Origin of the sequence: Bacillus sp. ISL-4, from assembly GCF_018613275.1 — a bacterium.
GTDB lineage: Bacteria > Bacillota > Bacilli > Bacillales > DSM-1321 > Peribacillus > Peribacillus simplex_E.
Genome location: NZ_JAGGQN010000066.1, coordinates 16335 through 35588 on the forward strand (window position 1 = coordinate 16335; position 19254 = coordinate 35588).

The following is a 19254-nucleotide window of genomic DNA, read 5'->3' on the forward strand; positions in this document are numbered from 1 at the left end:
TCAATCAATTGCCTGATAAGCTTCGTGAGAAATTTTCTAAAGGAATGCTTTTGAATCTCTTCAATAGGAATGAACTTATCTGTAAAAAACATGAAAGGATTCCTTAGACAGCCAGTCATTATTAAACCTTGAAACCTGGGCATTGGTTATCCTTTTGCGATTATGATTGTTAAGAAAAGAATCCGTTTTGATTATTTTTTTCAAAAAGGATTCTTAGTATTGGCTATCAAAGGATGTATTTGTGTTTTTAGCTACAATTTTGTTAAGGTTAGTAGCATGTATCTGAATTAAAAAGATAGAAAAAGAATTCAATTACCAGTACTGGGGGAATGTGTATTCAAATCGTAATCATTCCAATTTACAAATCGTAATAATTACGATATACTACAAATGCTAAAAAAGAGTGAATATATATCGGAGGGTAATTTCATGAAAAAGTTTAACAGAATGGTAGCTCCTGTATTTGCAATCCCACTTATACTTGTCGGATGTCAACAAGGGGATGGTAATGAGGGATCGGAAAATCAAATAAAGAAGGATACTGATAAGATTCAAATAGTCACTACTTTTTATCCAATGTATGAGTTTACAAAAAATATTGTTGGCGATCTTGCTGAGGTAGAATTATTAATTCCTTCTTCCATAGAGCCTCATGATTGGGAACCTTCACCAAAGGATGTAGGTAATATACAAAATGCAGACTTATTCGTATATGACAGTGAGTATATGGAGACATGGGTGCCTGATATCGAAGAGAGTTTAGATTCTAAAAAGTCTACTTTTGTTAAAGCGAGCGAAGGAATCACTTTAATGGAAGGTGAAGAGCATGAACATGCAGAGGAAGAAGAGCAAGCACATAGTCATGAAAAGGATCCACACGTTTGGTTAAGCCCTGCACTTGCACAAAAAGAAGTTGAGAATATTAAGGATGCATTAATAAAGGTTGATCCAAATCATAAGGAAGAGTATGAAAAAAATAGTGTGGCATATATAGAAGAACTAAAGGACCTAGATAAAGAATTTAGATCTACACTTGCAGATGTTCCAAGTAATGAAATTATTACTCAACATGCAGCTTTTGGATACTTAGCGAATGAATATGGTCTTAAACAAGTAGCAATTGCCGGCTTGTCTACTGAAAACGAACCAAGTCCTGCTAAGCTTGCAGAATTGAAGAAATTTGCATTAGACCATAATATAAAAACTATTTTCTTTGAAGAAGTAGCATCCCCAAAGGTAGCAAAAACTCTAGCAGATGAAATAGGGGCTGAAACTCAAGTACTTAATACCTTGGAAGGATTAAGTGAGGAAAATCAGAAAAAAGGCGCTGATTATATCCAAGTAATGCAAGATAATTTAGATAAACTAAAGGGTGCATTAAGTAAATAGTTTATGCAATAAAAGCGTGATAAATGACATAGTTACGCTTTTTATTTTTTTGTGAAACTGGAAAGGAGTGACATGATTGAATCTTGTAGAAGTAAAAGCAATTAAATTTGGGTATGGCCATACTCCAGCACTAGACGATATTTCCTTTCAAATAAATAGTAGTGAATTCATTGGGGTTACAGGACCTAACGGTGCCTCTAAATCGACTCTGCTGCGATTGTTACTAGGCTTATTAAAGCCTTGGAGCGGAGAGATAAAAATAAGTAAAATTAATGAAAAAGGACTACCGTTAAAAATTGGATATGTACCTCAACAAATAGCTTCATTTAATGTTGGTTTTCCAAGTACTGTTATAGAATTGGTCCGTTCCGGGAGATTTCGTAAAGGAAAATGGTTTGCTAGATTGACTGCTCTTGATGAGAAGGTTGTTCAAAATGCTTTGGAAATGGTTGGGATGTGGGAATTTAGGAACCATAAAATCGGAGCATTATCTGGTGGTCAAAAACAAAAAATCTGTATAGCACGTGCTTTAGCAGCTGAACCAGACTTTCTTGTACTTGATGAACCAACAACCGGGATGGATTTTGAAAGTAGAAAAAATTTTTATGAATTTATGAGCCATCGAGTTAAGGAGCACAACTGTACGGTCTTGATGGTAACCCATGATCAAGAAGATGTAAAACCTTATCTTGATAAAATCATTCATCTTGAGAAGGGAGAACGAGATACATGGAAATGTTTGACCTTGAATTCATGCGAAGGGCATTTTGGGCAGGAGGATTAATTGCTATCATTGCCCCAATACTGGGAGTCTTCCTCGTATTAAGGAGACAAGCGTTAATGGCTGATACCCTCTCACACATTTCCTTAGCTGGAGTAGCTGTCGGTTATTTCATTCATACTGATTTAACGCTTTCAAGCTTTCTTGTTGTTATCATTGGTGCCATCGCAGTAGAGTATATGCGCAGAGCTTACCATTCTTATTCTGAGGTTTCCATTGCCATATTAATGGCTGCTGGTTTATCACTTGCCCTCTTTTTAATGAGTATTAGTGCTGGTGGCATGACAACTAATGTGGAGCAATATTTATTTGGTTCCATTGTAACTATCAGTGATCGGCAAGTATATACCATGCTGATTATAACCCTAATAGTTCTCCTGTATTTTTGGATATTAAAAAGACCGCTATTTTTGTTAACATTTGATGAAGATACTGCATTTGCTAGTGGGATTAATACACATATTCTGTCACTCTCATTCAGTATTTTAACTGGACTAGTAATAGCGGTCATTATCCCTACAATTGGTGTACTGTTAGTATCAGCCCTGCTAGTCTTACCGGCTGCCTTTTCAATAAGGATAGCAAAAGGTTTCAAATGGGTAATTATTACCGCGATAATTACTGCTTTTTTCGGCATCATCACCGGTTTAAGTACATCTTATTATTTGGGAACTCCTCCAGGAGCAACTATTACGTTGCTTCTTGTTGTCATCTTATTACTGGGATTTGTTTTTCAAAAGATTTACTTTTTAAAAAGAAAAGGTCATTGATATGTACTAAAATGTTTTTTTGTTAACTTAGGGAAACCGTAAATCTTTCTGAGAGAAGAAGTGCCAATAATCATCTTACAGTGATAAAATGCGCACCTTCTCTCTAGAAAAATGAATGATTTTATTTATTCACATACCAATATTATAAAAAATCATTTCATTATCTATTGTATTTGTCAGCAGTATCGTGTACATCGAAATTAACTATTTTTTACGCACTAATTAAAGAGTTTATGAAAAAAATAAAGAAATATACTTCTTTGATTTTCTAATGAAAATATGATTTAATTTTAAAGTAAATCGAAATGATTACGATTTTAGGTGGATATAAAAATGATAGATTATTTAAGACATATGTTTGGGGAGGATTATTTAACTTTAATTTCTTAAAAAGAGATTATTCAATAAGGAAAGGAGTTAATAATGATGAACTTACAATATGAAATAAATTCTGTTTTAACTAGAACGGGTTATAAGATGACGAATAAAAGAAAACTATTAATTAAATTGATAAGTAACAGAAACAGTGAATTTATTTCCGCCAGAATTCTTCATAAAGAGGCTAAATTAAAAATCCCCGGTATCAGTTTAGATACGGTTTACAGAACATTGGTTTTGTTGGAAAAAAAAGGATTTATAGTGAAGAAAGGTATGTGGGAAAGAGAATGTAAATATCAATTATTGTCTGAAAATACGAGGAGTATGATAAAATGCTTGAATTGTGGGAAAAGTGAATCTCTGGATAAAGATAACTGTCCTATAGATTTCTCAAAGGTTTCCTTTAATAATCAATTTAAATTACAAAGGTTTGAGTTTTATGGGTACTGTTACGATTGTTTAGAGAAATAGGTAGAAAATCACGTTACATCAAGGGTATTGAATTATAGATATACAATAGTTAATTAAAAATAGTGCCCTTATCACTCACATAACATAAACAAGTTCAACTTCGAACTGTAATAGTTTATGTCTATAGATTGTCTCTAAATTTTATAGTGTAAATCGTAATTGTTTCGATTTAAGTTGTAAAAAAGAACAAGGGCAAATGGAAAATAGAAAATAGAAAATAGGATTCATTAATAAACGAGATTCATTGAGCAGTAGTAATAAGCTTTTTATAAAAGGAGGAATATACATGATTACGATTATAGGAGGAGGCCCAGCAGGGATTGGTATGGGTGTTCTATTAAAGCAGAATGGAATGGATGATTTTATTATTTTAGAGAGGGATCAAGTTGGTTCAACATTCTTTCAATGGCCTGAAGAAACAAGGTTTATCACACCATCTTTTACTGCTCATGGTTTTAGTTATTTAGATTTAAACGCGATTTTACCTGATACGTCACCTGCATATACTTTTGGAAAAGAACACTTATCAGGGGAGGAATATGGCGAATATTTATGTATGATTGCTGAACACTACAAGTTGCCAGTTAGTGAAAATACACAAGTACATAAAGTAGAAAAAAGGGAAGAAAAGTATTGGGTACAAACAAGCGAGAAGGGTGATGGTTTTTTCTCAGATTCAGTTATTATTGCTTGTGGCGAATTCCAATTTCCAAAACGCCCTTTTAGATATGGTATACATTACGGCGATGTTACCTCATGGAAAGAAATTGAAGGGGATAGAATCATTATTGGTGGTGGTGAGAGCGCAGCGGATGCGGCCTATCACTTAAATAAAGAAGGGAGAAAAGTGGATGTATATTACTCTGCGAAACAGTGGTTTGATATTGAGGTAGATCCTAGTAGGACCTTATCACCATTTACAAGAGAAAGGCTTGAATCAACAAAAGCGCTTAATGGAATCTTTGAACATCCAATGAGTAGAGCAATCTCCGTCGAAAAGGACGATGAAAAAGACATGTTTCTCATTCAATTCGAGAATGGTGATGTTGTAGAAACTAAATGGGAACCAATTATCTGTACTGGTTTTGGGAGCGGTGCGAAGCAATTCAAGGAGTTATTTGAATGGAACGAAGAAGGACTACCAATCTTAACTGAAAAGGATGAGTCCACGCTAGCCCCTTCAGTGTATTTAATTGGACCGAATGTAAGGCAAAGTAATACAATTTTTTGTTTTATTTATAAATTCCGCCAAAGGTTTGCCATTATTGCTGAGGATATCTTTTTCCATCATAATCTACCTCGCAATCAAGAGGTTTTTGAAATGTATAAGAAGTCTGCCATGTACCTTGATGACTTATCTTGTTGTGAGAAAGGGTGCGCCTGTTAGGAGATTAATATGAAAATTGTATTATTAGGTTTAGAATCATCAGGAAAAACTACGCTACTTAAAGGATTATTACAAAAAAATTTCCCTACTCAGGGATCTAATGTTAAAGGATCTACCTCTACAATACTAGAAGTGAATGAAAATCAGACCCGGTATATGGATACACCTGGAATCCGTATTGGAAGTGAATTAGTCTCAAGTCAATATACAAGAAAAAAGATAAAATCTGCAGATCAATATTGGTTTATAGTTAGAGGCACCCACTTTAAAGAGGAGATTGAAGTCTTAACAGAAGTTTTCCCTTTTGAAGATAAGCCGATTGCTGTCATAGTTAGCTTTGAAGATAAAATGGATCAAGAATCACTAAATGAATTAAATGATTTTAAAGAAAAAAACAAATTCCCTTTATTTATAATGGACACACGAAGAGTTGATTCAAGAGTTGGGGATAAAATACGTGAGTTAGCAAGATCAGTTACTTTTGCAGAAAGTGTGGAAATTAATAATTTACGTATAAAAAAAATAAAGGACTTAAAATCACTGTTCCAAGTGCGAATCTTAGGGCCATATGTGGCTCTTATAACTTTACTAGTTATCTATTCCCTCCCAATCTTTTTAGCCTACCAGTTTTCAAAAAAAGTAGAGGGCATTGTAGAATCAACCATTGTTAATTCTCTTATTAGATGGAGTGGAGGGGCTCCTGAAACCTTAAAAACTGTGCTCTTTGGAGATTTTGGACTACTATCATTGGGAATCTACTCCTTCATTTGGGCTTTTCCGGTTGTGATTTTATTCGGCTTAGCTATTGCGATTACAGAAGAAAGTGGATTAAAGGATCAAATTACAGATGCACTTGATCCACTTATGAGAAAAGTTGGTTTAACCGGACAAGATCTTGTTCCTATCATTAACGGTTTTGGATGCAATGTTGTTGCAATACAATCTAGTCGAAGTTGCAACATTTGTACTAGGAAGAACTGCATTTCAGTTATTTCCTTTGGCTCTGCCTGTAGCTATCAGCTAGGAGCGTCTCTATCTGTCTTTGGTGCTTCAGGACATATCTTTCTTATTATCCCGTATATATTCATCTTGATATTAATATCACTTATTCACGGGAAAATTTGGAATAAAAAAACATTGGTACCAATGTTTAGAAAAAGAAAGACTTTCTTGCAATGGCCTTCCGGACAAACTTTATCCTATAGACTAAAGCCTGTTTTAAGTCAATTTCTTGTCCAAGCTATGCCAATTTTTTTAATTATTTGCCTGGTTGCTTCATTATTTGATTTTCTAGGATGGATGGAAATTTTAAAGGAGTTTATCGCACCCTTATTGGTTGTTATTGGCTTATCTACTGATATAGCCCCTGCATTTGTTGCAAGTTTATTCCGTAAGGACGGAATATTATTATTGAATGAAGGTTCCGGAATTATGGCAGAACAAATAGCAGTAGGAGAACTATTTATTGCGGTTTTCCTCTGTAGTACATTTACTGCCTGTTTAGTAACCTTAGTAAAAATAATGAAAGAACTTTCTTTTAAAGAGGCATTCTTATTAGCTGGAAAACAAATGATAACAAGTATTTTAAGCGTTATTTTGTTTTCCATTCTTTTATCGTTGTATAATTAAGTTTCTCACTTACTATCATAAATAATAAACCCAAATGATGAAGTTAGAGGAAAGAATAATATGGAATGAATTGCATTATTTATTCCCCAGTACTTTTTACTATTAAAAAGTACTATATAAAGTAAGAGCAGATTTGAAAGTAACTTTATCAAAAGCTGCTCTTACTTTTGTTTATATTGGTAATAGCCAGTCTATACTATTCGGTTATATCTACATATTCATATAAATAGACATCCTTTGGAGCTTGGATTTTCTTAGAAGTGATTAATTGGATCACTGGAACGGTCTCACCATTATAGCTTCCCTTAGTTAATTTCCCTTGAATAGTGTACCAACTATTCGTTTTCATTGTTTTTACATGACCTTTAACCTGGTAACCATATAGGTTAGCATCAACGATACAACAGGTCATGGAGAGGCGAGCAATAGCGATTTGATTTTTCGGAAACTGACTCTCTCGATATACAAAGCCTGAAATTTCTATTTTTCTTCCTTCGATATCTTCAATATTTGTCATTAAATAGTCCAAGACTTGAAAATAATTTTTATCGTCAACTTTTATTACATCATGTTGATGGAATGTTTCGTTCTTGGCAGAATCGTCAGACTGGATCTGTTTTTGAACAATTCCTCTCTTTGCCAATACATCTTCGCTTAATGTGAAATTAGTCAATGTAAACCCAAGTAAAATTGGTATCAAAAATAGACCATATTTGGAAATTGAGGTAAGAGACGACTTTGATTTCTCTTGATCTGTTTCACATCCACAGCAATGAACCTTCTTTTTTTCTTTTTTCATTCGTAAACATCCCACAATTAAAAATGCTGCTAAGGAAATTAATGAGTATGACAGCATTTTCGGAGCAATTAATTGAGTTAAATTTCCAGATACATATAGCTTGAAAATCATTAGACCTAATCCAAGCAATAATAACGCTTCAAATTTATAAGTTGTATTTTTCACTACAAACCTCCTCTACTGATCCAGACCCCTGCTAACAGGCATAAACTAAGGACGACTAAGAAGACTAGCAATATATATATAAATACAAAACGCCATTTAAAGCATGACATCATGATAAGAGTGTTTTTCAGGTCGAGCATAGGCCCAAATACTAGGAATCCCAAAATTGAACCCGGTAAAAAACTATGGGAAAAGGAGGCAGCTACAAAAGCATCTGCTGATGAACAAAGGGAGAGTATATATGCTATTCCCATCATCAGTACTGTTCCTTGTATTTGTGAATTTCCAAGTTCGGCTAGTATTGTCCTATCAACACAAACTTGAAACACACTGGCAAATACTGCACCTATGATAAAATATTTCCCCACCATAAAAAACTCATCAGTAATATGATTAATTAAATGAGTTAATTTATGTGATAAAGAGGAAAAGTGGTCGTGTTGAGAATGATTATGATTATGTTTATTTGCTTCTTCCTTAATAATGTCTTTTCTACAAAAAATATAAACGAATGCACCTACTATAATGGCGGTTAGTATACAAATGATGACCCGTCCATATATAATTTCTGGGTTCTTTTGAAAAGCATAATAGGTAGATCCAAATACTATGATATTTAAAATGGGTGCAGTGACTAATAGAACGATACCCGCATGTATAGGGACACCCTTAATAATCAGCCTACGAACGACTGGTATAATTGCACATTCGCATACAGGTACGATCAGTGCGGCAACGATAGACCAAAAGAGTGCAGCAATCGGTTTTTTTGGTATCATTCGCTGAATTAATTCTTCACTAATAAATAAGTGTATGAACGAGGACGCGATTGCTCCAAGAAAGAGAAAGGGAATGGATTCTAAGAACAGTCCCAAAAATACAACGAACATAGAATTCAGCATAGGCATGGATGATAGATTCATTTGAATGGGGATAAAGCGTTCCCCCAAAAAGAAGAATCCTAGAAAAAGAAGTGATAGGATAAAAAATAATAGATTTGCTGAATAGCGTTTAAAACGCATCATATTAAGAACCACCTTCCTTACAAATCTTAATAATTACGATTTATCTTAATAAAACATATGCTTGTCTTTATTCAACATGCTCACTTTTTTAGCAAGTAGACATAGTTGTTAAAATAAAAAAGACTCAAAGTTTAGTAAATTCTTGATAGACTACCTGATAGAAAATAAGTAGTTTTTTTTGTCTTTAACCTCTAATTAATAATTGATTTATGAAAGTAAATATTATATGGTTAAAGAACAAAACGTAATGGTTACGATTTATTATATTTTTGCACTCTTCAAAGTATTCCAGGGCAAAAATAAATTTTTCTAGAAACTTGTTTAGGGACCAATCGGGTGATCACTAAATGGTTTCTAAATTGTACTGAACTTTTGTACTTAACTAAATTAAGAGGAATTCCATTTAGTTTTAGAAAAAGATATTACTCGTGATCAATATTTTTATAACTGGTTAAGAATTATTATTTAAGGGAGTATTAAAAGATGCCAATTCTGGAATTACCTAATAAACTAGATCGACTTCAATATTTTGGTTCAACCTATCCTATTAATGGAGTTAAACCAACAGTCAAACAATATATGCCAGACTTGCAAAACATAGAAAAAAATTATTTCTTTAAAATCGACAATGTAGGAATTAAAAAAATTAAGTATCTAGTCATTGTTAAAGCAGAATCTGAACCGGTAATTCAACAAACCATTGGTGAGTTTACACTAACTACTGAGTTGTGCAGTAATAAGAAAGGGATAAATATGAGCAGGCTCCCAGAAATTCTTCAAGAAGCCTATTCAAAGGGGATAGAAATGAATCCTCAGTCATTACGTCATTTAGCAAAAAGGATGGCAGAAAGGATGGAACAGAAATCTTCAGCTGTCCAAGTGTCTTTTCCATGGTTTTTTGAAAGAACAAGTCCTGTACTGGGTATGTCAGGTCTGATGAGTGCAGATGTAAATATAGAAGTATGCTACCAGGAGCCAGCTATATGGAATGAAAAGATAGGGATGACAGCAACAGTTACAACACTTTGTCCTTGTTCTAAAGAAATCAGTGAATATAGCGCACATAATCAGAGAGGAATTGTTACTATTGAAATTGAAACTTATTCAGATAGGAGCTTCCCACGTAATTTTAAGGAAATCATGTTAGAAGTAATTGAATCGAATGCAAGTGCTAAGCTTTATTCCATCTTAAAAAGGCCTGATGAAAAGAAGGTGACGGAACAAGCATTTGAAAATCCAAGATTTGTTGAAGACCTGATTAGACTGGTTGCTGCGGACCTATATGAATTAAGGTGGGTTCAATCATTTCATATTGAATGCCGAAATGAGGAATCCATTCATTTACATGATGCTTATGCTTCATTATCTTATGATAAAGAAAAGGTGATACCATGATTCTTTCAGCAAAATACAGCGAAATTGTTGTGAGGATGGGCAGTCCATTATATACCACCACACTCATTCCTTTTAGCTAAAACAAAAGAATGGATTAAACTTCCGGGTAATATTTCCGCGTTCCTAGAAGGGAGAAGTTCAGTAGGCAGGTTGGGACTATTTATTCAAAATGCAGGTGGGTTGACCAAGGTTTTGAAGGGAATATAACCCCTTTAGCTTTTTAACGCGAATAGAATCCCGATAAAATTAACTATAGGCCGTAGAATTTGTCAACTTGTCTTTCTGAAGTGGATCAACAAGCAAAATTATACAAGGGCAAATACTTTGGTCAAAAAAATGCGACATCAAGTAGAATTTATAAGGATTTAGAACTCTAAAGAAAGAGATGCAAGAATTTATTTATAAAAAAAACTTGTAAATAGTAATCGTTACGATTTATAATGGTATAGCTATTAACCATAGCGGGAGAGAAAAAGCAAACCTTAATAATAAAGTATAGCTGTGTATTATTACATATTAAATCGTAATAGTTTCGATTTGTACAATTAATGATATAAGGGTGCTTTTTGAAAGGAGTGAAAATGTGGGTTCGAAAAGAATTCCAGTTACAGTACTAAGTGGTTATCTTGGTTCAGGAAAGACAACACTACTAAATCACATTTTAACTAATCGGGATAATCTTAAAGTAGCTGTTATTGTCAATGATATGAGTGAAGTAAATATTGATGCTACCTTGGTGAAAAAAGGGGGATTTTCTAAAACCAATGAGAAACTGGTAGAAATGCAAAATGGCTGTATATGCTGTACGCTTAGAGAAGATTTACTGATCGAAGTGGAAAAGCTTGCACAGCTAGGAGATATTGATTATATCGTTATAGAATCAAGTGGAATAAGTGAACCAATACCCGTAGCTCAGACCTTCACCTATGTTGATGAAAATTTGGGAATAGATTTGTCTAGATTATGTAAGCTGGATACTATGGTTACCGTTTTAGATGCTAATCGTTTTTGGCATGATTACGCATCAGGAGAAACTCTATTGGATCGTAAGCAGGCAGTTGATGAAACTGATGACAGGGAAATAGCCGATTTATTAATTGATCAAATTGAATTTGCTAATGTGATTGTACTGAACAAAGTTGATTTAGTATCGTCAACAAATGTTCAAGAACTAAAATCCGTTTTACAAAAATTCAATCCAGAGGCCCGTATTATTGAGAGTGAATATTCACTTGTACCACTTACTCAAGTTCTAAACACAGGACTTTTTGATTTTGAGACCTCCAGTCAGGGGGCAGGGTGGCTTAAAGAATTAAATGAAGAGCATGTCCCAGAAACAGAAGAGTATGGTATAGCATCATTTGTATATCGCCGCAATAAGCCATTCCACCCAGAAAGGCTAATGAATTGGATACATAATTGGCCAGTAGAGGTGGTACGCTCTAAAGGATTTCTTTGGTTAGCTACACGGAACGACATTTCCGGACTGCTCTCGCAAGCTGGACCTTCTCTAACTATTCAGGCGGCAGGAAATTGGATAGTGAGTTATCCCGAAGAAGAGCGAATGCAAATTTTAAAAGATGAACCAGAACTCTTGGATAGTTGGGACGAAACATTTGGTGACCGTATAATCGAATTGGTTATGATTGGAATTAATATGAATCAAAAAGAAATTGAAAAAACCTTGGACGAATGCTTACTTACGGAAGCAGAAATGAATCAAGATTGGTCGGAATTTAAAGACCCACTACCTTCTTTTTAACAAATATGAGTAAATATAAAACAATGTAGGAGGAAAAAAGATGAGAATTAATATTACGTTAGCATGTACGGAAACTGGAGATCGCAATTATATTACTACAAAGAATAAACGAAATAACCCGGATAGAATTGAACTAATGAAATATTGTCCACGATTAAAAAGACGTACGTTACACAGAGAGACCAAATAAAGCATTAAGAGAATAAATTAAATAAGCAAAAGCATTTATAATAAAACGTAATCATTTCGATTTGTAAAAGGAGAATTATTATGGCGAAAAAATCAAAAGTTGTTAAAGAACAAAAAAGGCAGGAGATGGTGATGAAATATGCAGCCATTCGTGCAGAGTTAAAAGAAAAAGGTGATTTTGAAGCACTAAGAAAACTTCCTAGAGATTCTTCACCTACACGGCTTAAGAACAGATGTGAAGTAACTGGAAGGCCAAGGGGATATCTAAGAAAGTTCAAAATGTCTAGGATTGCTTTTAGAGAGTATGCTCACAAAGGTCAAATACCGGGTGTGAAAAAAGCCAGTTGGTAAAATATTCAATATCCCAACTACCAGGTGTTAAAATCTGGTAGTTGGTGTTTTTATGGAAATATTAAGGGGTGAAAATATGGAGCGGATTAATCCTATCTTAATGGAATTTTTACTTCGAAGTGTTATCAAAAAATTACCTAATATACACAGAGAAGTTTACCAGTATATTGAGAGTATGGAATATCAATTAGAGGAAGTTTCTGTGGATGAAAAGCAATTTCTTCAGTTAATGATTGAGAAATCTCCATTTAAAGCGGCAGCAGATCACTTCTCTCTCCATATCTCTACAATAAAGGAAATAATGGATGAGGCACAAATGGAAATAGATAAATCTATAGATGAACGGTGTAATCGAATTAAATGGATTGATTATACAGATAAATTAAAGCAATCCGATAAAACTACCCAGCGATCATTTATCTTCTTATCTTAACCTTAAAACCATCTGCGCAAAAGATAACTGAACCATTCTAATTTAAGTTTTGAGTTATTTTCCAATAATACTTCATTAATTTCCTTTTGAGATAAGGGAAAAAGACTAATCTGGTGACTAGTTCAATATCATTATGCAGGGGCACTTTACCCTCACAATTTAAGATTGGATGCATGCTATAAACTCGGTATATTGATGAAAAACAACAAATGGAGAGATATTTGCATACAAGGATTGCGTCTTCTTACAGTAAGTAATTATGATATTGATTATACATAAGGAGGTAGTTATGTTTAAGTGGATTATTGTTGGAGGCGGCATACAGGGAACCACATTAGCCACATTTTTATTAAAGACTGGCAAGGTAACCATTAATGAGTTAGCTATTATTGATAAAAATGCTAGGCCTTTGGAAAAGTGGAAAAAACGAGCTGATATCATATCTATGCCGTACCTTCGGTCACCGGTTGTACACCACATCGATGTTAAACCAGATAGTTTAAAAAGCTACGTGAAAAGAAACAAAAATGATTGGCCTACAGCTCTGTACGGATATTATAAACGTCCTTCACTTGATGCGTTCAATGAACACTGTAATCAGCTTATGGAAGAAGTAGCAATTAAAAAAGCTTGGATACAAGGAGAAGCATTAACCCTTGAAAAGACAGATGATCGTTGGTCTGTTTCCTTAACTAATGGGCAGAAGGTATATGGAAAAAATCTTGTCTTAGCTTTGGGGATAGGTGAACAACTTATGTGGCCTGAATGGGCAAGGGATTTGAAGAAAAAAAACCCAGATAAGGTATTACATATTTTCGATGATAAAGTACTGGATTTCACTTCAATTATGGCACCTATTGCTATCATAGGTGGTGGCATTACAGCTGCACATCTAGCTGTAAAAATGTCAAACAATTTTCCTGCTGAAGTTACATTAATAAAAAGGCACCCCTTTCGAATCCATACCTTTGATAGTGACCCAGCGTGGCTTGGACCAAAGAATCAGACGGGTTATCGAAAAATAACGGACTACCGAATGCGAAGAGAACAAATCAAAAACGCCAGACATAGAGGGTCACTTCCGCAAGATTTATATGCAACCTTAAAAAATAGAATAAGAAAAGGAACAATCCGTGTTGCCGATCATGAAGTGATGTCGATAAAAGCAGAAGATAAACGGGTGCACTTATTCAACGATAAAAATAATAAAATCGGAACCTTTGGAATGGTAATATTAGCTACTGGTTTTGAATCATCTTTACCCGGTAAATCTCTAATACAACCTATTATAGAAAAATATCATTTAAGGTGTGCAGAATGTGGTTATCCTATTGTTTCAAAAAATTTACAATGGGGAGAAAACTTATATGTGACAGGTGCATTAGCAGAACTTGAAATGGGTCCTATAGCACGTAATATTTCTGGTGCACGTCAAGCTGCAAGTTTAATCGTAAATTCTTTATAATGTAAATCGTAAGGATTACTATTTATTAGATGGTGAAGGAAATAAAATGAAAAAAATTCCGGTGACCGTATTAAGTGGTTATCTAGGGGCTGGAAAGACAACTTTACTGAATCATATTTTAAAAAATAGCCTAGGATTAAAAGTAGCAGTGATAGTAAATGACATGAGTGAAATAAACATTGATAGCGAACTGGTCAAACAAGGTGGTCATGTTTCTCGGGTAGAAGAGAGGCTTGTTGAATTGTCCAACGGCTGCATTTGCTGTACATTACGTGAAGACTTGCTTCAAGAGGTAGAAAAGTTGGCTAGAGCAGGAGATATTGACTATATTCTCATAGAATCAACGGGGATTAGCGAGCCTATTCCCGTGGCACAAACATTTTCATATATAGATAAGAATATGGGTATCGATTTAACTGAATATTGCCGATTGGATACTATGGTTACGGTTGTAGATGCGAATCGATTCTGGCATGATTTTCATTCAGGGGATTCCTTGCTGGATAGAAAGGAAGCAGTAGGTGAGAGTGATGATAGAAATATTGCTGATTTATTGATAGATCAAATTGAATTTTGCGATGTACTCATTCTTAATAAATGTGATTTGATAGAGGATGAAAACTTAAATCAATTAGAGAATGTATTACGTAAATTACAACCTGATGCTAAGCTGATCCGTACAGAAAATAGCCAGGTAGATGCAAAACACATTTTGGATACAAGACTGTTTGATTTTGATAAAGCAAGCGCCTCAGCAGGTTGGCTTCAAGAATTAAATGAAGGGCATGCTACACATACACCCGAGACCGAAGAATATGGAATATCATCGTTTGTTTATGCAAGAAGATTGCCTTTTAATTCAGAGAAATTTTCAAATTGGATACATTCAATGCCTAAAGAAATCGTACGAGCTAAAGGGATTGCATGGTGTGCGACCAGAAATAATGTAGCTTTGCTATTTTCACAAGCAGGGCCATCAGTGACACTTGAGCCATTGTCTTATTGGGTTGCCTCTCTATCGGAACTACAACAAGAGGAGATATTTAATAATGAACCACAAATCCTTAAGGAATGGGATATTGAGTATGGAGATCGTCATACTAAGCTAGTCTTCATTGGGATGGATATCAACACAAGAAAACTCACAAAAGAATTGGATGCGTGCTTGTTAACGGTAAGTGAGCTAGAAAGCAACTGGGCAGGGCTTCCAGACCCATTTACTTGGAATGTATAAGATAAATCCGTTTATGAATAGGTAAGATTATATGATAAGTATTCAATTTTACGGAAATAAGTTTATTTAAAATGAGCAAACATGAAAACCTGGTAAAAAGGAAAACAAAAGTTTGCATCAAATAAAGACATATTATTACTAACATAATTTTAAAGTAACATGTTTATTAAGGAGTAGTTAAAATGGCACAAGTAGAGGTAGTTATCATAAGTGGATTTCTCGGAAGTGGAAAAACTACTTTGTTGCAGAATCTATTAATGGATGAAAAAGGTAGCGGAAGAAAAGTGGCAGTTTTAATGAATGAATTGGGCGAGAAATCCGTTGATTCGGACATAATAGGGGACAAGGTTCCTCTACAGGAATTGTTGAATGGATGTATCTGTTGCACGGCTAAAGATGAATTGGAAATCTCTTTATTAACATTATTCCATATGCATCAACCTGATGTAATATACATAGAGGCATCTGGTGTGGCCCATCCTATTGAAATCCTGGATGCTTGTCTGTCTCCTGTCATTGCTGACCGTATATCCATACGCTCAATCATAACAACGGTTGATGCAGACAGATGGTTACAAAGGAGCAGAAATAGCCCTCAACTGAATCGCTTATATGAAGAGCAAGTAAAACATGGAGATACTTTGATCATCAATAAAACTATTCGGTTAAGTAAAAAAGAATTACAGCAAATTAAAGCTGATTTAAAATCAATAAATCCAGGTGCAACTCTTCATATAACTAATTTTTCGAACATATCATTATCAGGTATTCCTTATTCCAATCGTAATTCCATTTGTGAATTTGAGAAGTTGAATGTTCATCAACGTTTGCATATCCAATCATTAACCTATACCTTTACGAATGAAATTAAAAAAACAGATTTTGAAAATTGGTTAATGAAACTTCCTGATACAATTCACCGAATAAAAGGCTTTGTTCGATTCGAGGAAGAAAAAGGGAAAGTTAATCTATTCCAATATACATACGGGGTACCTTCTTATTATCCTCAAGATATTGCTTTTAAAAATCATTTCGTTGTTATTGGAGAAAATCTAGACAGTAGGGAAGTTTACTCTCAATTAAAAGATCTCGAAAATAAATTTAATAAGAAAATGAGCCTAAAAAAGCCCCTCTCTATATGAGAAGGGCTTTTATCCATTCAATTACTTTATATTCTTCCTTATTGAATTGGCTCTATTATTGATTATGTTGTTTTCTTCTTCAACTAAAGAACATGATAATTGTATAAGATTAAAAACACAAAAGGGGTAAAATATGCTTTTTCATATTATTGTTGGTTTTATACTCCTTGGATACTAGGGATTTATTTGTTTAGAAATCAGCCAAGGCTTTTCATTACTTTTTATCCGATTGGTGTGGCTGTAGCCTCTTTAATAAATGAGATTGGATTTAACTTTTTTTGGAAGATAGATAAAGATTTTCAAGAATTATCGTTACCCTCAATTCCCTATGATCTAGGTATTTATCCTATATAGAAGAAACTCGTCAAAATTAGCCTTTGAGCAAAGGCTAATCAAAAATAGTGGGATTACTTTATCAGTTTAACCAATTTTATAGATTTATAACATCTCACTAGTGTTGGACTAATTATTATTCAACATTTAAAATAATCTCAATATTGATTCAATAAATAAAAAAATCCTTTTCAATAGAAAGTACAGGTGGTTCCTGTTTCCAAATCCAACGCAAAGGATCATAAAATATGGACAAGGATACACGAAATTCTTCATTTGTGTGTTCGGTTTGAGACATCGAATTTTCTATAAAGATTTTGCAAATGTCTTTTTACTGTATTTACACTAATAAATAGTTCGCTGACAATGGCGATATTGGTATGACCTTATGTAATATTTCTGCTTCTTTTAAAGTTAAATCTGGTTTTCTGAAATCTTGAGAACTAGCCAGAATCTTATTTGTTAAAGGATTAATTAGTTTTTATTCAGAAGCGCTTACACTTCCATCAGGCTCTCTTTTTCTTTTTAAGGAAAGTAGGGATTCCTTTTTTTTCTGAATGGCTGAGGATCTTTTTCAATAGCTCCTTGCCTTCCTTTTTAGTCATGTTCACTTTTTCTTTTTTCATGTCTGACGATTGTCATTATTGGACTGATTACATCACTTATGAAAGTGAGGAAATGAATTTTCTTATCAACCCAAAGGTAGAAAATATAATTAGTTTTTTAAGATGAAGGCTACATTATCAATTGCCTTTTGCAATTTTCCACTATTTTTGCTATACATCTCTTTAGCTTCCTTTGATTCAGTTCCAAGGGCAAACAACTCTAAGTCTGCTTGGCATTTTTTCAAAGTTGCGAGCATTAAAGGTTTTTCTTGAGGAGATGGCACTTTAATTTTATCATCAAAAAGGTCGACGTTTAATTCTCCATTAGAGTTTGCTTGTCCAAGAAAGACATTCTCGATGGTTACACCTAACTTATCCAGTTCAGTTTTGGTTTTATCAAATGTCCTATTTTTTATTGCTTTATCTTTTTTTACTTTTGCTCTAGCTTTGGCCTATGGGCTTTCGGGACCATAAAGAAGAAAGCTTAAAACTAACGGGTGCGCTAGCTGAAGATCAGAGCTGTCTATAAGGCAACTCTGATCTTATGGAACAAACGGGGCAGTTTAGTTGCATAACAAAAATTTGTAGAAAAAATCTGAATGAAGTCGGTGATATTATGTTTAAGCAAAGCATCAGATTTCCCTTAATATATTTTGTGGTATTAACCGTTTGGAAATTTATAGCTAACAAAGAGGTTAATTGGATAGATAACATAATGGTCTGTTTTATAATGTTCTTGATTATTCTGTTATATAAATGGGCGGAAATTCCATATAAGTGGAATAAGGACAAATACTGAATAAATATAAACAATAATTTCCTCTTCAACTAACGGGTGCTTTACTTCAATAAGGAAGGTTGCTGTGGCAGCCTTTTTCTTATGGCACTAAAGCGGCAGTTTAGTTTAAGAAGAAATTGTCTCATAATCTATACAATACCCTTATAATAAAGATAAAAAAGTAGGTGTGTAACCAATTGATTTCTTGGAGGATAACAAAATATAATCCTAAAAACAGAGATGAAAGAGGTTATTATCTTGATAACAAGGAATGGACTTGTTTTTCAGAGGTGGGAACAGTAGTAATTGAAGAAGATTATTTGAGAACAGAATCAAATTACATAAACGCAATTACTACTTTTATGGATGAGATGGGTTTAAATAAGGTTTATTTAAACGCTTTAGAGATATGGTCTGACGAGGTTGCGAATCAAAATGCTTCTGGTTTTTTATCAAAAATGTGGGTGGGCAAAGGCGTAACTACTCAAGAAATCAATGAGTTAGCAAAGTTAACTTTAAGGAATGTTATTTGGTGTAAGTTAAGTTACAAAAACGATTTTTTTGTTCATTTCGGATACGATTACTATATGTACATTGGGGCAAATAAGGATTGTCCTAACGCCCGTAAAAAGGTTGAAGATTCTGGATTATTCGTTGAGAATTTTAATTCTCCTTATTTAAATTAGTACCACAATTTCAGTGAGGTTTATACGAAAGTTATTCAACTAACGGGTGCTTTACTTCAATAACAGGGGTTGCTGCGGCAACCTTTT

Annotated in this window: 19 protein-coding genes and 2 pseudogenes; 17 read left to right on the plus strand and 4 right to left on the minus strand. The window is 34.0% G+C overall.

Going from position 1 to position 19254, the window contains the following annotated elements:
• Window positions 1–429: 429 nt before the first annotated feature.
• The 6 genes from J7J00_RS26050 (at window position 430) to J7J00_RS26075 (ending at window position 6805) form a co-directional block, all read left to right on the plus strand.
• Window positions 430–1389, plus strand: coding sequence for a metal ABC transporter substrate-binding protein (locus J7J00_RS26050; protein ID WP_286201589.1), 960 nt, complete (start codon window positions 430–432; stop codon window positions 1387–1389).
• Window positions 1390–1465: 76 nt separating this feature from the next.
• Entirely contained in the window at window positions 1466–2173 is a 708-nt protein-coding gene (locus J7J00_RS26055) for a metal ABC transporter ATP-binding protein (protein WP_214795863.1), read from the plus strand.
• The gene (locus J7J00_RS26060) at window positions 2119–2940 is read left to right on the plus strand and encodes a metal ABC transporter permease (protein WP_214795865.1); all 822 of its coding nucleotides are present in this window, start codon (window positions 2119–2121) and stop codon (window positions 2938–2940) included. Before J7J00_RS26055 ends, J7J00_RS26060 begins: the two co-directional genes overlap by 55 nt.
• A gap of 426 nt (window positions 2941–3366) precedes the next feature.
• Window positions 3367–3789 (plus strand): Fur family transcriptional regulator, encoded by a 423-nt coding sequence (locus J7J00_RS26065; RefSeq protein WP_214795867.1) that lies wholly within the window; start codon window positions 3367–3369, stop codon window positions 3787–3789.
• Window positions 3790–4075: 286 nt separating this feature from the next.
• On the plus strand, window positions 4076–5176 hold the full coding sequence (locus tag J7J00_RS26070) for an NAD(P)/FAD-dependent oxidoreductase (RefSeq protein WP_214795869.1): 1101 nt from the start codon (window positions 4076–4078) through the stop codon (window positions 5174–5176).
• A gap of 9 nt (window positions 5177–5185) precedes the next feature.
• Entirely contained in the window at window positions 5186–6805 is a 1620-nt protein-coding gene (locus J7J00_RS26075) for a nucleoside recognition domain-containing protein (protein ID WP_214795871.1), read from the plus strand.
• Between the two features lie 196 nt (window positions 6806–7001).
• Here the strand turns inward: J7J00_RS26075 and J7J00_RS26080 are convergent, their stop codons facing one another.
• Window positions 7002–7769, minus strand: coding sequence for a TIGR03943 family putative permease subunit (locus tag J7J00_RS26080; RefSeq protein ID WP_214795873.1), 768 nt, complete (start codon window positions 7767–7769; stop codon window positions 7002–7004).
• Window positions 7769–8794, minus strand: coding sequence for a permease (locus J7J00_RS26085; protein WP_214795875.1), 1026 nt, complete (start codon window positions 8792–8794; stop codon window positions 7769–7771). The genes J7J00_RS26080 and J7J00_RS26085 overlap by 1 nt, the downstream gene beginning before the upstream one ends.
• A gap of 483 nt (window positions 8795–9277) precedes the next feature.
• Between J7J00_RS26085 and folE2 the strand changes: the two genes are divergently transcribed.
• The 10 genes and pseudogenes from folE2 to J7J00_RS26130 all read left to right on the plus strand — a co-directional run bounded on the left by folE2 (window position 9278) and on the right by J7J00_RS26130 (window position 17119).
• Window positions 9278–10189 carry a GTP cyclohydrolase FolE2 gene (gene folE2, locus J7J00_RS26090; RefSeq protein WP_214795877.1) on the plus strand — a complete coding sequence of 304 codons (912 nt, stop codon included), beginning with the start codon at window positions 9278–9280 and terminating at the stop codon, window positions 10187–10189.
• Window positions 10190–10240: 51 nt separating this feature from the next.
• Window positions 10241–10566 (plus strand): annotated as a pseudogene (gene dcd, locus J7J00_RS28995) (dCTP deaminase); the annotation flags it as partial.
• Window positions 10567–10772: 206 nt separating this feature from the next.
• The gene (locus tag J7J00_RS26095; RefSeq protein WP_214795879.1) at window positions 10773–11951 is read left to right on the plus strand and encodes a GTP-binding protein; all 1179 of its coding nucleotides are present in this window, start codon (window positions 10773–10775) and stop codon (window positions 11949–11951) included.
• 40 nt (window positions 11952–11991) lie between these two features.
• On the plus strand, window positions 11992–12141 hold the full coding sequence (gene rpmG, locus J7J00_RS26100; RefSeq protein WP_098373698.1) for a 50S ribosomal protein L33: 150 nt from the start codon (window positions 11992–11994) through the stop codon (window positions 12139–12141).
• A gap of 80 nt (window positions 12142–12221) precedes the next feature.
• Entirely contained in the window at window positions 12222–12491 is a 270-nt protein-coding gene (rpsN, locus tag J7J00_RS26105) for a 30S ribosomal protein S14 (protein WP_214795881.1), read from the plus strand.
• Between the two features lie 76 nt (window positions 12492–12567).
• Window positions 12568–12924: a hypothetical protein gene (locus J7J00_RS26110; protein ID WP_214795883.1), complete on the plus strand. Its 357-nt coding sequence runs from the start codon at window positions 12568–12570 to the stop codon at window positions 12922–12924.
• Between the two features lie 289 nt (window positions 12925–13213).
• A complete protein-coding gene (locus J7J00_RS26115; RefSeq protein WP_214795885.1) occupies window positions 13214–14389 on the plus strand; it encodes an FAD/NAD(P)-binding protein in 1176 nt (391 codons plus the stop codon).
• Window positions 14390–14435: 46 nt separating this feature from the next.
• Window positions 14436–15623, plus strand: a complete 1188-nt coding sequence (locus tag J7J00_RS26120; protein ID WP_214795887.1) for a GTP-binding protein — start codon at window positions 14436–14438, stop codon at window positions 15621–15623.
• A gap of 182 nt (window positions 15624–15805) precedes the next feature.
• Window positions 15806–16765 carry a CobW family GTP-binding protein gene (locus tag J7J00_RS26125; protein ID WP_214795889.1) on the plus strand — a complete coding sequence of 320 codons (960 nt, stop codon included), beginning with the start codon at window positions 15806–15808 and terminating at the stop codon, window positions 16763–16765.
• 99 nt (window positions 16766–16864) lie between these two features.
• Entirely contained in the window at window positions 16865–17119 is a 255-nt protein-coding gene (locus tag J7J00_RS26130) for a hypothetical protein (RefSeq protein ID WP_214795891.1), read from the plus strand.
• A gap of 251 nt (window positions 17120–17370) precedes the next feature.
• On the opposite strand, the gene J7J00_RS26135 is transcribed toward J7J00_RS26130, so the two are convergent.
• The gene (locus J7J00_RS26135) at window positions 17371–17472 is read right to left on the minus strand and encodes a helix-turn-helix transcriptional regulator (RefSeq protein ID WP_214795899.1); all 102 of its coding nucleotides are present in this window, start codon (window positions 17470–17472) and stop codon (window positions 17371–17373) included.
• 341 nt (window positions 17473–17813) lie between these two features.
• Window positions 17814–18092 (minus strand): annotated as a pseudogene (locus J7J00_RS26140) (DUF1657 domain-containing protein); the annotation flags it as partial.
• A gap of 586 nt (window positions 18093–18678) precedes the next feature.
• Between J7J00_RS26140 and J7J00_RS26145 the strand changes: the two are divergent.
• A complete protein-coding gene (locus tag J7J00_RS26145; protein WP_214795893.1) occupies window positions 18679–19167 on the plus strand; it encodes a hypothetical protein in 489 nt (162 codons plus the stop codon).
• The last annotated feature ends 87 nt before the right edge of the window (window positions 19168–19254 follow it).

Bases quoted from the DNA above. Each gene is read 5' to 3' on its own strand.
- J7J00_RS26085 (WP_214795875.1), bottom strand. From the start codon at position 8,794: ATGATGCGTTTTAAACGCTATTCAGCAAATCTATTATTTTTTATCCTA.
- J7J00_RS26075 (WP_214795871.1), top strand. From the start codon at position 5,186: ATGAAAATTGTATTATTAGGTTTAGAATCATCAGGAAAAACTACGCTA.
- J7J00_RS26050 (WP_286201589.1), top strand. From the start codon at position 430: ATGAAAAAGTTTAACAGAATGGTAGCTCCTGTATTTGCAATCCCACTT.
- J7J00_RS26065 (WP_214795867.1), top strand. From the start codon at position 3,367: ATGAACTTACAATATGAAATAAATTCTGTTTTAACTAGAACGGGTTAT.
- J7J00_RS26120 (WP_214795887.1), top strand. From the start codon at position 14,436: ATGAAAAAAATTCCGGTGACCGTATTAAGTGGTTATCTAGGGGCTGGA.
- J7J00_RS26110 (WP_214795883.1), top strand. From the start codon at position 12,568: ATGGAGCGGATTAATCCTATCTTAATGGAATTTTTACTTCGAAGTGTT.
- folE2 (WP_214795877.1), top strand. From the start codon at position 9,278: ATGCCAATTCTGGAATTACCTAATAAACTAGATCGACTTCAATATTTT.
- J7J00_RS26125 (WP_214795889.1), top strand. From the start codon at position 15,806: ATGGCACAAGTAGAGGTAGTTATCATAAGTGGATTTCTCGGAAGTGGA.
- J7J00_RS26070 (WP_214795869.1), top strand. From the start codon at position 4,076: ATGATTACGATTATAGGAGGAGGCCCAGCAGGGATTGGTATGGGTGTT.
- rpsN (WP_214795881.1), top strand. From the start codon at position 12,222: ATGGCGAAAAAATCAAAAGTTGTTAAAGAACAAAAAAGGCAGGAGATG.
- J7J00_RS26115 (WP_214795885.1), top strand. From the start codon at position 13,214: ATGTTTAAGTGGATTATTGTTGGAGGCGGCATACAGGGAACCACATTA.
- rpmG (WP_098373698.1), top strand. From the start codon at position 11,992: ATGAGAATTAATATTACGTTAGCATGTACGGAAACTGGAGATCGCAAT.
- J7J00_RS26060 (WP_214795865.1), top strand. From the start codon at position 2,119: ATGGAAATGTTTGACCTTGAATTCATGCGAAGGGCATTTTGGGCAGGA.